This is a genomic window from Mesonia mobilis DSM 19841, from assembly GCF_000423405.1.
In the GTDB taxonomy this organism is placed as follows: Bacteria; Bacteroidota; Bacteroidia; order Flavobacteriales; family Flavobacteriaceae; genus Mesonia; species Mesonia mobilis.
The window spans coordinates 16,513-29,705 of sequence record NZ_AUHX01000005.1 but is presented as its reverse complement, the minus strand read 5'-3'; the positions used below and the strand labels follow the sequence as shown (position 1 = coordinate 29,705).

Below are 13,193 nucleotides of genomic sequence, written 5' to 3'. Positions count from 1 at the left end.
AATCATCTGTTTTTTATTTGGGCATTATAAAATGCCGCAATACACGCTCCAATCAACCAGCCTAAAATGAAGCTTTGCACAATACCAAAAAATGCTTCTAATAGTGGCACGTCCATTCTTATAATATTACTGGTGTCCAGACCGTGTAAAAGGCTGTTGAAAAATATAATCGTTCCTTCCTGTCCTGCTGTAGCCATCACGATCATACAGCCCAAATAAATTAAGGATACTGTTAGACCGAGGGCAAAACCGAATTTTTTTACATTTAATCGATACATAATTTATATGTTTTAAGATTGGTTATCTGATTTTAATAATTTTTTGGATTCTTCAAATTCCTCCTTTGAAATTTCGCCCTTGGCAAACCTGTTTTTTAGGATGTCCAATGGCTTTTCTTTTTTTGGTTTTTGGTATGGGATATCAGTTGGGATAAAGAAAATCCAAATGATAAACGCCATCCAAATAATCCACCATATCAGGTGCATACCTCCGAAACTTCCGTCGTGAAAAAACATAATTTTTGATTTTAAGTTACTTTTATAGTTTTTCAATTGTGTAACCCTCAAGGTTGCTGAGTTGTTTTTGTAATTCATCTACTGAAAGCGTTTCCTTCATAGTGATGATTGTAGCTCCTTTTGGTGCCAGAAAAATTTCTGCCTTTTCAATCTTTGGATGTTCTTCCAATGTCTTTTTGACCCTGCTAATGCAGCCGCCGCAACTAATACCATTAATTTGAAATTTTCGTTTCATAACATAAATTTTAGTAATATTGTCCTTCTTTTTTTTTATCCTTCTTTTTTAAGTTCTCATTGGACAATCCGTGCGTATGGCTCCCGTGCCGCATGGGCATTAACAAGTGTACTGCGAACATTATTATAATAAATGCAAAAAGCCAGGTGCCACCACCAATTCCAATAGATGGTGCTAAAAAGATGAGTAAAAGCGGCAGTCCACAACCGAGGACCATCCATAACCAGTGATTTTTCATTGTTTTTTATTTTAATTAATGTTTATTCCTCGCCTTTTTAAGACCTGAACTGGCTTATGTTGTAATTGGGGGATTATCAACACAAGCCTTAGGGAGTTCGGGCTTTAGGGTTTTTAATATTATAATTAACACGAAAGCTATCTGTTTTTATGCTACTTCATCTGCATAACTTTCGTTGTTATTTATATAATTTCATCATAGAAATTTCGTTTCCATTTTTCTGTGTTTTTATAGTCGCTCATACTCATTCCCACAATCTCTTTAAACTGTCTTGATAAATGGTTAATGCTACTATAATCCAGCATATATGCCACATCTGAAAAAGAATATTGTTTTAATTGAATAAGTTCTTTTACTTTTTCAATTTTCAGTTTTATAAAGTATTTTTCAATGGTGGTGTTTTCATTTTTAGAAAACAGCCTGCTCAGTATTTTATAATCCCTGTTGAGCGTAGAAGACAAATGTTCTGAAGTATTTGTTTTCAAATGAAGTGGTAACTGAGTAAGCAGTTGGATTAGAATGATTTTTACTTTTTCAACCAGCATTTCCCCTTCACTTTGTACTATTTCAAAATCATTGGAATGAAGTACTTTGGTAACTTTATACGTAACCTCCGTGTTGGTGTTTTTTGAAGATTCAACCAATAGTTTACCTAATTCCAAAGAGAGTACGGTTATTCCCATCTCTTCCAGTTCTTGCGTTATTACTTTTAGACAACGGCTACATACCATATTCTTTATCCAGAATTCTCTCTGTAAATCCATAGTATTAATTATTTATTCTTAGAATGGTATTTATTCTAATAGATTATAAATTTCTGTTTTTCAAATAGTTGAAAGTGTGGTATGCTCAGGATAGAGCGCACCAGTTGTTAGCCTTTGCGTAGTACAGGCCAACATATAAGGTAGGTTGTTTGAAAAAGAACCTACTTAGGATGAAATCAAATTAAATATACCTCGTGGAGTACTTGAAAATCTTTCGGTATGAGGGGTGGGTCATAATCCCTAAAAGGGATTATATTTTGTTCCAACCCTTCGAATAGATTTACGTAAGTGTAAAAAAATGTGTGTAGGAAAATCAGTTTATGATTTTCCATCTCAAATGAAGCTTTTTGAAAGTTATCGCCACTTTCTTTAACTATAGATTTATTAGCACAGCAACCTTTTTTTTCGAACGAACATTTTTTTGAAGGATTGGTCTGAGCCTTCACCGCATTATCACAAACCTGAGCTTTATTTAAAACCGCCATATCCACGAGTTTATCACAGCAGAAATGCATATTCACAGTAAAAGACGATGAAGCAAACATTACTGCAAGTACCAATGAAACAGCTATTATTTTATTAAAGCTTTGCATAATACGAATATAAAAAAAATTAACAAATGTTAACTAATTTTTAATAATGAATTTTTTAGAACTTATTTTTGCCGAACATACTGCAAAAAAGAAATAAAAATATGATATTTATCATATTTTTAGAAGTTTGATTCTTTTATTTTTGTCGAAAATAGTATAGGAAGTAAAAGTTTAACATAACGAAAAGAATTATTAATGTTTTTATATTTCGTTGTTTTATATATATTTGCAATCTTATGAAATCGTTTTTCCATAAAATATTATCTGTAGCCTTGGCGAGTTTGGTATTTGTTACCACTATGTCGTTTACTGTAGATATGCATTATTGTGGAGATTCATTGGTTGATTTTGCTTTATTTCATAATGCTCAAACCTGTGGTATGGAAAATCAATCATCCCAAAAAAGTTGTGAAGCAGGTTTTTCGGAAAAATCTTGCTGTTCAGATGTACAAATAGTGAATGACGGTCAAGATGATTTAAAAACATCTTACACCAATTTAAGCTTTGAGCATCAAGCCTTTGTTGCTACTTTCTTTTATACTTATATTAATCTTTTTGATGGACTGGATAAGAACATTGTACCATTTAGAGATTATGCGGTTCCCTTTCTCATACGGGATATACAAAAACTGCACGAGACGTATTTAATTTGATTTTAAACAGTTTCCGATAAATATCGGAATAATTAGCCCTATGGTCAATACTATTTTGGGCTCAATTTCTTGTGTTTAATGTTTTGATTTTATCAAGATATTATTCGATGTATAACTATTTAATAATCATTGTAATGCTGAATAAAAGCATCAAATTTTTAATCGAGAACAAGCTAGTAGCCGTTCTACTACTTGCACTTTTTATTGCTTGGGGAGTCGTAAACGCCCCGTTTGAATGGAATACAGGCTCACTTCCTCGAGACCCTGTTGCCGTAGATGCCATACCAGATATTGGCGAAAACCAACAAATTGTATTTACTAAATGGGATGGTCGTTCCCCTCAAGATATTGAGGATCAAATTACTTATCCTCTAACCACATCGCTTCTTGGTATTCCAGGGGTTAAAACAATACGTAGTTCATCTATGTTCGGGTTTTCGAGCATTTATATCATTTTCGAAGAAGATATTGAATTTTATTGGAGCAGAAGCCGAATACTTGAAAAATTAAACTCATTACCAGCCGGACTTCTACCAGAAGGCGTTAATCCAGCTCTAGGTCCCGATGCCACAGGATTAGGGCAAATATATTGGTACACCCTTGAGGGACGTGATAAAGATGGTAATGTTACAGGTGGATGGGATTTACAGGAATTACGAAGCATTCAGGATTTCTACGTAAAATACGCACTGTCTTCGGCGAGTGGTGTTTCCGAAGTGGCTTCCATCGGCGGATATGTTTTGGAATATCAAGTGGATGTTAATCCCGAATTAATGCGGCAATACAACATAGGCTTGAGTGAGGTTGTAAAAGCAGTAAAACAAAGCAACAAAGATGTTGGTGCACAAACGCTTGAAATCAACCAAGCTGAATACCTTATAAGAGGATTGGGTTATATTAAGAAACTATCTGATTTAGAAAACGCGGTAGTTACTTCAAAAGATTTTACATCCATCCGTATAAAGGATATTGCGAAAGTAACACACGGTCCTGCTACAAGAAGAGGCTTATTGGACAAGGAAGGAGCCGAGGTTGTTGGTGGTGTTGTAGTGGCTCGTTATGGGGCCAATCCTATGGAAGTCATCAACAATGTTAAAGAAAAAATAAACGAGTTAAGTTCTGGGCTTCCATCAAAAACATTAAGCGATGGGAGGACTTCGCAATTAACCATCGTACCCTTTTATGACAGAACAGAACTAATCCAAGAAACCTTGGGCACACTTGATGAAGCGCTAACTTTAGAGATATTGATTACCATTTTTGTGATTATCATAATGGTCTTCAATTTAAGGGCTTCCGTATTGATTTCCGGATTATTGCCTGTTGCGGTTTTGATTGTCTTTATTTCTATGAAACTGTTCAATGTAGATGCAAATATTGTCGCCTTATCTGGTATTGCAATTGCTATTGGAACTATGGTCGATGTGGGCGTTATCCTTTCGGAAAATGTCTTGCGGCATATTGATGAAAATGAAGAAAAGCTACCTATGAATACGGTAGTTTATAATGCGACTGCCGAAGTTTCTGGCGCCATCTTAACGGCAGTAATGACCACTATTATTAGTTTCATTCCTGTATTTACTATGATTGGTGCAGAAGGGAAATTGTTTAGGCCATTGGCATTTACAAAAACGGCAGCACTCACCGCATCTCTTATTGTTGCCCTATTTTTAATTCCACCATTTGCGGCCTATTTATTTAAAAAGAGAAATTTAAAAACTTCTTTTAGTTATATGCTAAATGGAGCATTGATTGTTTTTGGCGTTTTATCTTTAATTTTAGGCTATCCGCTTGGATTAATATTAGTTGCATTTGGCGTTGTTGGCTTCCTTTCACTAAAGGAAAAGATTACGTCAAAACGCGCCAACATCATCAATATATTTGTTTCGGCTTTTGCTATCATATTCCTATTGGCGGAATATTGGAGACCACTGGGAGTAGATAGAAGTATCCTTATAAACTTAATCTTCGTTGGTCTTATCTGTTTTGGTCTTTTGGGTGTATTTACACTTTTTAGAAATTATTATGTTCGAATTTTAAATTGGGCATTGCGCAATAAGCTGTTATTTCTTTCGATACCAACTGCCATTATAATTTTTGGAGTGATGATTATGCGTAATACTGGTAAAGAGTTTATGCCTTCACTCAATGAGGGTTCATTCCTGTTAATGCCCACTTCAATGCCACACGCAGGTGTGGAGGAAAATAAACGCGTCCTACAGCAACTCGATATGGCCGTTGCGAGCATTCCAGAAATTGAAACCATAGTCGGTAAATCTGGGCGTACAGAATCAGCATTAGACCCTGCACCGTTATCGATGTATGAGAATGTTATTCAATATAAATCTGAATATATTTTAAATGAAAATCGCAAAAGACAACGCTTTAAGGTAAACGAAGACGGCTTATTTGTTTTAAAGGATGGCAGTTTAGTAACCAACCCTAATAGCGAAATTGAAGTAGAAGATGATGACTATAAAGCCTCAAAAATTACAGACCCATTCTCTGTGACAAGTTCACAGCTCATTCCAGATGACGATGGAGAGTACTTTAGAAATTGGCGACCTGAAATTGAATCGCCAGACGATATTTGGAAAGAAATCGTAAGGGTTACAAAGCTTCCAGGTGTTACTTCAGCACCAAAGCTACAACCCATAGAAACACGCTTGGTGATGCTACAGACTGGTATGCGAGCACCTATGGGCATTAAGGTGAAAGGACAGGATTTAAAAGAAATTGAGGCGTTTGGGGTACAATTGGAAGATATCTTAAAACAAGCAGAGGGTGTAAAGGATGAAGCAGTTTTTGCCGACCGTATTGTGGGGAAGCCATACCTACTTATAGATATTGACAGAGAACGACTTGCGCGCTATGGCATAACCATAGAGCAAGTACAGCAAGTTATACAGGTTTCTGTTGGTGGTATGGTGCTTTCACAAACAGTAGAAGGTAGGGAGCGCTATGGTATTCGTGTACGCTACCCAAGGGAATTACGCGCAAATCCAAACGATTTAAAAGATATTTATGTGCCTGTAGAAAAAGGAAGTCCGGTTCCGTTAAGTGAGTTGGTCACTATTAGATATGAGAAAGGGCCACAGGTTATAAAGAGTGAAGACACTTTTTTAGTAGGCTATGTCCTTTTTGATAAATTAGATGGTTTCGCCGAAGTAGATGTGGTGGAAAATGCCCAAGCCCTTATTCAAGAAAAAATTGACAATGGCGAATTGACCGTTCCAAAGGGTATCAATTATCAATTTACGGGAACGTATGAAAATCAGTTACGAGCAGAAAAAACATTGAGCGTGGTAGTACCTCTGGCTTTGGCTATTATTTTTCTAATCCTATATTTCCAGTTCCGTTCTGTTGGAACGTCATTAATGGTCTTTACTGGAATTGCTGTCGCCTTTGCGGGAGGTTTTTTAATGATATGGTTCTACGGCCAAGATTGGTTCTTAAACTTCAGCTTTTTCGGAGAAAATTTACGAGACCTTTTTCAAATGCACACCATTAATTTAAGTGTTGCCGTTTGGGTTGGTTTTATTGCCCTATTCGGTATTGCAACTGATGATGGTGTGGTTATGGCGACCTATCTCACTCAAACATTTGATAAAAACAAACCAACAGATAAATCTGGGATCAGAGCATCTGTAGTCGAAGCAGGGGAGAAACGAATTCGTCCCTGTTTGATGACGACCGCCACTACCATACTCGCTTTACTGCCCGTATTAACATCAACAGGTCGAGGGAGTGATATAATGATTCCTATGGCTATCCCATCTTTTGGAGGGATGCTCATAGCACTTGTGACCTTATTTGTAGTACCGGTTTTGTTTAGCTGGACAAAAGAATTTCAATTGAAAAGAACTATTAGATGAGATATATAATTGTAATAGCACTTGTTTTTATTGCTTTCGCGAAAGCTGATGCACAACAACTGGCATCCTATATTCAGGAAGCTGAAAAGAATAATCCAGAAATTCAAGCTTTTGAATTGCGCTACAACATAGCGGAAGAAAAGGTAAATGAAGCAGATTGGTTACCAAATACAGAGATTGGCGTAGGCTACTTTGTGAGCGAACCCGAAACCAGAACAGGTGCACAACGTGCACGCTTTTCGGTATCACAAATGCTACCTTGGTTTGGCACCATTACCGCAAGAGAAAATTATGCGAGTTCAATGGCAGATGCTCAATATGTGGATATTGTCATTGCGAAACGAAGGTTAGCACTATCAGTATCGCAATCCTATTACAAACTATATTCAATCAAGGCAAAACAACTTATTTTGGATGAAAACATTCAGTTGTTGGAAACCTATGAGCGTTTGGCATTGACCTCTGTAGAAGTTGGAAATGCCTCGGCTGTTGATGTGCTGCGGTTACAGATTCGGCAAAACGAACTGGTGCAGCAAAAGGAAGTCTTGGAACAAGATTACTTAGCAGAACAAACGGTATTTAATAATTTATTGAATCGCGACGAAACACTGGAAGTCCAAGTGCCACAAGAGTTGACTATTCCTGATGAAGAACCATTGGTCTCTAATGAGAACCTCAAACTCAATCCAGAGCTTTTAAAATATGATAAGCTGTACGAATCTGTTGAGCAGTCAGAAGCATTAAACCAAAAGGAGAGTGCACCAAACATTGGTTTTGGATTGGATTATGTTCCGGTTTCAGAACGTCCAGATATGAATTTTTCCGATAATGGTAAAGACATTGTGATGCCTATGGTTTCTATTTCAATTCCCATTTTCAATAATAAATATAAGTCTGTGACAAGACAAAATGAGTTGAAACAACTAGAAATAAAATCACAGAAAGAAGAGAGGCTCAATAACCTTGAAACACGTCTTGCACAAGCTATTTATAATAGAAATACAATGAGAATTAAGTTTAATGTACAAACCGATAATTTGAAACAGGCCATTGATGCCGAGGAAATTCTTATGAAAAACTACGAAACTGGAACTATAGATTTTAATGATGTGTTAGATGTACAGGAATTGCAGTTAAAGTTTCAAATCAATTTAATCGATTCCATTAAAGAGTATTTTACAGAATATGCTTTAATAAATTATTTAACAAGATAAAAAATTGAACTAGGCCAAATTGGCTTTTGAACACTAAAATAAAGAATTATGATTAGAAAGATAACAATACTATTTGTACTTCTCGTTTCATTTGAAAGTGTTGCACAAGTAGGAACCAACGGACAAGATAGAAAAGAAGAAGGACGACCCGTCAAAGAGTATAACCTTACCCTAGAACAAAAGGAGATGACCCTTGGAGGCATAACGTCCAAGGCAATGACCATAAACGGCCAAATTCCTGGTCCAGTCTTGGAATTTAGCGAGGGAGACCTTGCTATAATCAACGTAACCAATAAAATGGATGAAGAAACTTCAGTGCATTGGCACGGATTGATACTTCCCAATTTTTACGACGGGGTTCCATATTTAACTACCCCACCGATTGAGCCAGGAACAACTTTCCAATACAGGATTCCAATCAACCAATCGGGAACATATTGGTACCATTCCCACACAATGCTACAAGAACAAAAAGGTGTTTATGGGTCTATTATCATCCATCCAAAAGAGAAAACCTTGGAATATGATAAAGATTTAGTCGTGGTATTATCAGATTGGACCAATGAAAAACCAATGAATGTATTACGAAACCTTAAAAGAGGTAACGAGTGGTATCAAGTTAAAAAAGGCACAGCAGTGCCATTAAGTAGGGTCATTTCAGAAGGTGCCTTTGGTGCTCAACTTAAATTTTGGAGAGACCGTATGGAAGGGGCTGATATTGCAGACATTTATTATCCCGCATTTTTGTCCAACGGTAAAAAACTGGCAGAGTATCCAGAATTTACGGCTGGCGAAAAAGTAAGGCTTCGCTTCATTAACGCATCGGCTTCTACCTATTATTGGATGGACTTTGGCGGAGGTAACCCAATGGTTGTTTCAAGTGACGGTATTGATGTGGAACCTATATCAAAAAGTCGCTTCCTTTTTGGTATTGCTGAAACCTACGATGTAATTGTAACTATTCCAGAAGGAACTATTGAAATTACCGCAACCGCTCAAGATGGTTCAGGTCATACCTCTATACAGTTAGGTAATGGCACTCTTTACCCAGCCAAAAGAATTGATAGACCTGATAAGGTAGCGATGATGAAGCAAATGGCTAAAATGGATATGAAAATGGGAGCACCTGCAATGGTTGGAAACAAGAAGAAGAATACACCCGAAGTTTTAATGCAGAAGTACGGAATGAAGATGAATATGAAGGACGGCGAGATGAAAATGGGGAACGATAAGATGTCGATGAAGGATGGCAAAATGAATGACCAAATGGATATGAAGATGGGTGATACAATGGGAATGAAAAAAGACTCGATGTCAATGAGCCATAATGGAGCATCAAATAAAATGGAAGGTCATATGCACAATATGCCAATGATGCAGAAGGATTCTACTTCTTTTGATTATGAGGAGCGAAAGACATACTTCAACTATGATTTTTTAGAAGCAAAAGAAAAAACTGAATTTAAGGCAGATTTACCAGTAAATGAAGTGTTGCTTAACCTAACAGGTAATATGAATCGCTATGTATGGAGTATGAATGGGGTTCCATTATCAGAAACCGATAAGATAAATATAAAAGGAGGCGAGGTAACCAGAATTACATTAAATAACCTGACTATGATGCACCATCCAATGCACTTGCACGGTCATTACTTCAGGGTCATTAATGAAAAAGGAGAACGTTCCCCATTAAAGCATACCGTGAACGTACCACCAATGCAGAAAGTTATTATTGAATTTTATAACGAAGAGTATGGCGATTGGTTTTTTCATTGCCACATATTGTACCATATGATGGGTGGTATGGCAAGAGTGTTTAGTTACGATACCCCAAGGGATGATAGAATGAAAGATTATCCAGTTCAGAAACTTATCGATGAGACAGACCATTATTATTCGTGGGGATTGGCTCGTGCAGGTTCAAATTTTAATGAACTCTTTTTAACGTCGAGCAATATCCGTAACGAATTTGGATTAAGGGCAGAGTTCGATTACGACCAAAACCTTGAAGCAGAAGTAAATTACAATAGATACCTAAATGATTGGGTACGTGTTTATGTAGGAGTAAATACCGAAACTGAAATTCCAAATTCGTACGATGAGTTCAATACCGTTGGACTGGTTGGGGTTAAATACTTTACACCTTACCGATTTAATGTAGATGTGAGTATAGACCACCAATTACGCCCAAGAATACGTCTGGACAGAGAGTTATTGATTTTCCCAAGAGTTTTTTTAGAGGGAGAATATGAATACAGAATTGATTTTGGCTGGGTAAACGATTTGGAAAACAACAATTCTTATGAAAGTGAGACTCAATGGTTGGTAGGAGCTTCATATATCCTTTCAAGAAATTTTTCAATACAAGCTAACTACAATAACCGATATGGATTGGGTGGTGGACTATTAGCAAGATTTTAAACAACTAAAAAATAAAAGCTAATGAAATACTATTTTAATAAAACGATCAATGGAACTTTTGAAGATGTTATTGATAAAGTTACCCAAGGATTGAAAGACGAAGGTTTTGGCATACTCACAGAAATTGACGTCAAAGAGACCTTAAAAAACAAACTGGATATAAACTTCAAAAAGTATAGGATTCTAGGGGCTTGCAATCCTCCCTATGCTCACAAAGCTTTGCAAGCAGAAGATAAAATTGGAACGATGTTGCCTTGCAATGTCATAGTTCAGGAAATTGAAGCAGGCACCATTGAAGTAGCAGCAGTAAACCCAATGGCATCGATGCAGGCAGTGGAGAATGAGAAGTTGAATGAGGTTGCCAATGAAATAACTGCAATGCTAGAAAACGTAATTGAAAAACTATAAAATACATTTCAAAAAGTAATACAAATAAACACAAACATAAATTAAAACAAAATGAGCAAATTAAAATCAACATTAGGTATAGTTGCAATAGCATTTATAACCATAACAGTAATGTCTTGTAAAGACAACAGCAAAGAACAAAATAGCACGGATGGAGACCATTCAGAAATGAACCACGATAACAGTGATGGTCATCACGACGGCGAAAAGAGGGAAATGGCAATGGGTGGAGATAGTAATACACAAGCGGTATTAAAGGACTACTTTAATCTTAAAAATGCGTTGGTTGCAGATGATAATGCTAAAGCAAAAACACTTGGTGCAACTCTGGCAACAACTTTAGGGAATTTTGATGTTTCATCAAATTTTTCCGACACTCAAAAAGCCGAATTAAAAGATATTATAGAAGATGCCGTAGAGCACGCAGAACATATCTCGGAAAGTGATATAGGTCATCAGCGAGAGCATTTTAAAATATTGAGCAAGGATGTATCTGATATGGTTGCAATTACAGGAACTGAAAACACCCTTTACCAACAGTTTTGCCCAATGTACGATGGCGGTAGTGCTTGGCTGAGTTTGAGCAAAGACATTAAGAATCCCTATTACGGAAGTCAAATGTTGAATTGCGGGAAGGTACAAAAAGAGATTAACTAATGAGGATTGTAAAAATCATAGCAATAATACTTTTGGTGGCGTTTGTGGGAATTCAATTTATTCCCACAACACGAAATCAAAGTGATACGGTACCCGAAACTGATTTTATGTTGGTTAACAATGTTCCGGAGAACATTCAAAATAAGTTACAGGTTTCCTGCTATGATTGCCACAGTAATAATACGCAATACCCTTGGTACAATAAAATTCAACCCGTTGCTTGGTTTTTGGAAGACCATATTAAAGAAGGAAAGGCCGAGCTTAACTTCAGTAAATGGGATTCCTTGTCTAACCGACGAAAAGCCAGTAAATTAAGGTCTATTGTCAAACAGATTGAAGCTGGCGAAATGCCTTTGGATTCTTACACTTTGATACATAAAGAGGCAGCCTTTTCAGAAGAGGAAGCGAAAGAGGTAATTAATTTTATGACACAATTAAAAGACAATTTATAAACTATAATTAAATATAATAAAAATGAAAAATTTAAAAATGAGTATAGCAGCAGTGCTATTGTTAGCAGTTTCTTTTACCAACGCACAGGAAAAGAAAAAAATGAACCACGATCACGAAGATATGAAAATGGATCATAGTAAAATGACAACTATGAAAAATGATGCAAAAACAGAAACAATTTTAAGTGATTACTTTAATTTAAAAAATGCTTTGGTTGCAGATGACACCAAAAAAGCAGCCCAAGCTGGGTCTAAATTGGTAGTTTCTCTTAAAGCTTTTGATACGGACAGTTATTCAAAAGAAAATCAAGAAGAATTAGAAGATATTATAGAAGATGCCGTAGAGCACGCCGAGCATATTTCTGAAAGTGCCATAGACCACCAGCGCGAACATTTTAAGACCTTAAGTAAGGACATAACAGATTTGGTAGCTATTACGGGAACAAAAAACACGCTTTACCAACAATTTTGCCCAATGTACGATAAAGGTAGTGCGTGGTTGAGTACCAGCAAAGAAGTAAAAAACCCATATTACGGTAGCAGAATGCTTAAATGTGGAAAAGTGCAAAAAACTATTCAATAAATAATCCCCTGCCTTTAATACTCTTTTAAATATACTGGTTTATTAGTTAACAGTAGCTTAGGAGATGACAGGGTTACCTGAATAGTTGTAAAGTCCTGTCGTGGGAAGGAAAACAATGTTGATGATTAGTGTTAGTTCCCTCCCAAGTCAGGCACAATGAACTTTTGAAAAAGAGAAGTTGATTTGGTTAATAGCAGCCTGAACTGGGAGAGAGATTAAATCCCTAAATATAGCGTCTCTCTTCCTAGGTCGGGCAAATTAAAATTTCGCAGAAAAGAAGTTTAGTGAAGATGCTTGATTTTGAGGGGTAAAAATTTGGTTGGTTCATTAAAGTTTACCTCTCATCTTCAAGTATTATTTATATGGTTTTGCAAATAACAATAAAGAAAAGAATTTATAACAATGAAAGAATGTTGCAAGAACGGTTGCCAACAAATAATAGGTAAATCTGTGGTTAAAAAATGGCTCAATTATATAGTATATACAATCCTAATATTAATAGTTGGTGGTGCATTGGCACTTCAATTATTTAGTTAAGAGCTTAAATTAAAATGGTTAATGACAACAAGAAAAAAATCTGAAAAC

14 protein-coding genes are annotated in these 13,193 nt (G+C 36.2%); 8 read left to right on the top strand and 6 right to left on the bottom strand.

Annotated elements, in window-relative coordinates:
* Positions 1-2: 2 nt before the first annotated feature.
* The 6 genes from G551_RS0104540 to G551_RS0104515 all read right to left on the bottom strand — a co-directional run bounded on the left by G551_RS0104540 (position 3) and on the right by G551_RS0104515 (position 2,345).
* A complete protein-coding gene (locus G551_RS0104540; protein ID WP_027884440.1) occupies positions 3-278 on the bottom strand; it encodes a DUF5676 family membrane protein in 276 nt (91 codons plus the stop codon).
* 12 nt (positions 279-290) lie between these two features.
* The gene (locus tag G551_RS0104535) at positions 291-515 is read right to left on the bottom strand and encodes an SHOCT domain-containing protein (RefSeq protein WP_027884439.1); all 225 of its coding nucleotides are present in this window, start codon (positions 513-515) and stop codon (positions 291-293) included.
* A 22-nt stretch (positions 516-537) separates the two neighbouring features.
* Complete coding sequence (locus G551_RS0104530; protein ID WP_027884438.1) at positions 538-750, bottom strand: heavy-metal-associated domain-containing protein; 213 nt, start codon at positions 748-750, stop codon at positions 538-540.
* A gap of 10 nt (positions 751-760) precedes the next feature.
* Positions 761-988 carry a hypothetical protein gene (locus G551_RS0104525; protein WP_027884437.1) on the bottom strand — a complete coding sequence of 76 codons (228 nt, stop codon included), beginning with the start codon at positions 986-988 and terminating at the stop codon, positions 761-763.
* Between the two features lie 182 nt (positions 989-1,170).
* The gene (locus G551_RS0104520) at positions 1,171-1,752 is read right to left on the bottom strand and encodes a helix-turn-helix domain-containing protein (RefSeq protein WP_027884436.1); all 582 of its coding nucleotides are present in this window, start codon (positions 1,750-1,752) and stop codon (positions 1,171-1,173) included.
* A gap of 176 nt (positions 1,753-1,928) precedes the next feature.
* Complete coding sequence (locus G551_RS0104515) at positions 1,929-2,345, bottom strand: HYC_CC_PP family protein (RefSeq protein ID WP_027884435.1); 417 nt, start codon at positions 2,343-2,345, stop codon at positions 1,929-1,931.
* 236 nt (positions 2,346-2,581) lie between these two features.
* On the opposite strand from G551_RS0104515, the gene G551_RS0104510 reads away from it, so the two are divergent.
* From G551_RS0104510 to G551_RS0104475, 8 genes are all read left to right on the top strand, one after another.
* Positions 2,582-2,998: an HYC_CC_PP family protein gene (locus tag G551_RS0104510; protein ID WP_027884434.1), complete on the top strand. Its 417-nt coding sequence runs from the start codon at positions 2,582-2,584 to the stop codon at positions 2,996-2,998.
* A gap of 134 nt (positions 2,999-3,132) precedes the next feature.
* Positions 3,133-6,873: an efflux RND transporter permease subunit gene (locus G551_RS0104505; protein ID WP_027884433.1), complete on the top strand. Its 3,741-nt coding sequence runs from the start codon at positions 3,133-3,135 to the stop codon at positions 6,871-6,873.
* Positions 6,870-8,087: a TolC family protein gene (locus G551_RS0104500; protein ID WP_027884432.1), complete on the top strand. Its 1,218-nt coding sequence runs from the start codon at positions 6,870-6,872 to the stop codon at positions 8,085-8,087. Before G551_RS0104505 ends, G551_RS0104500 begins: the two co-directional genes overlap by 4 nt.
* A gap of 48 nt (positions 8,088-8,135) precedes the next feature.
* The gene (locus G551_RS0104495) at positions 8,136-10,508 is read left to right on the top strand and encodes a multicopper oxidase domain-containing protein (RefSeq protein WP_036243335.1); all 2,373 of its coding nucleotides are present in this window, start codon (positions 8,136-8,138) and stop codon (positions 10,506-10,508) included.
* Positions 10,509-10,529: 21 nt separating this feature from the next.
* The gene (locus G551_RS0104490) at positions 10,530-10,916 is read left to right on the top strand and encodes a DUF302 domain-containing protein (RefSeq protein WP_027884430.1); all 387 of its coding nucleotides are present in this window, start codon (positions 10,530-10,532) and stop codon (positions 10,914-10,916) included.
* 51 nt (positions 10,917-10,967) lie between these two features.
* Complete coding sequence (locus G551_RS0104485) at positions 10,968-11,573, top strand: DUF3347 domain-containing protein (RefSeq protein ID WP_027884429.1); 606 nt, start codon at positions 10,968-10,970, stop codon at positions 11,571-11,573.
* Positions 11,573-12,025 carry a heme-binding domain-containing protein gene (locus tag G551_RS0104480; RefSeq protein ID WP_027884428.1) on the top strand — a complete coding sequence of 151 codons (453 nt, stop codon included), beginning with the start codon at positions 11,573-11,575 and terminating at the stop codon, positions 12,023-12,025. Before G551_RS0104485 ends, G551_RS0104480 begins: the two co-directional genes overlap by 1 nt.
* A gap of 22 nt (positions 12,026-12,047) precedes the next feature.
* Complete coding sequence (locus tag G551_RS0104475) at positions 12,048-12,608, top strand: DUF3347 domain-containing protein (RefSeq protein ID WP_027884427.1); 561 nt, start codon at positions 12,048-12,050, stop codon at positions 12,606-12,608.
* Positions 12,609-13,193: the final 585 nt, after the last annotated feature.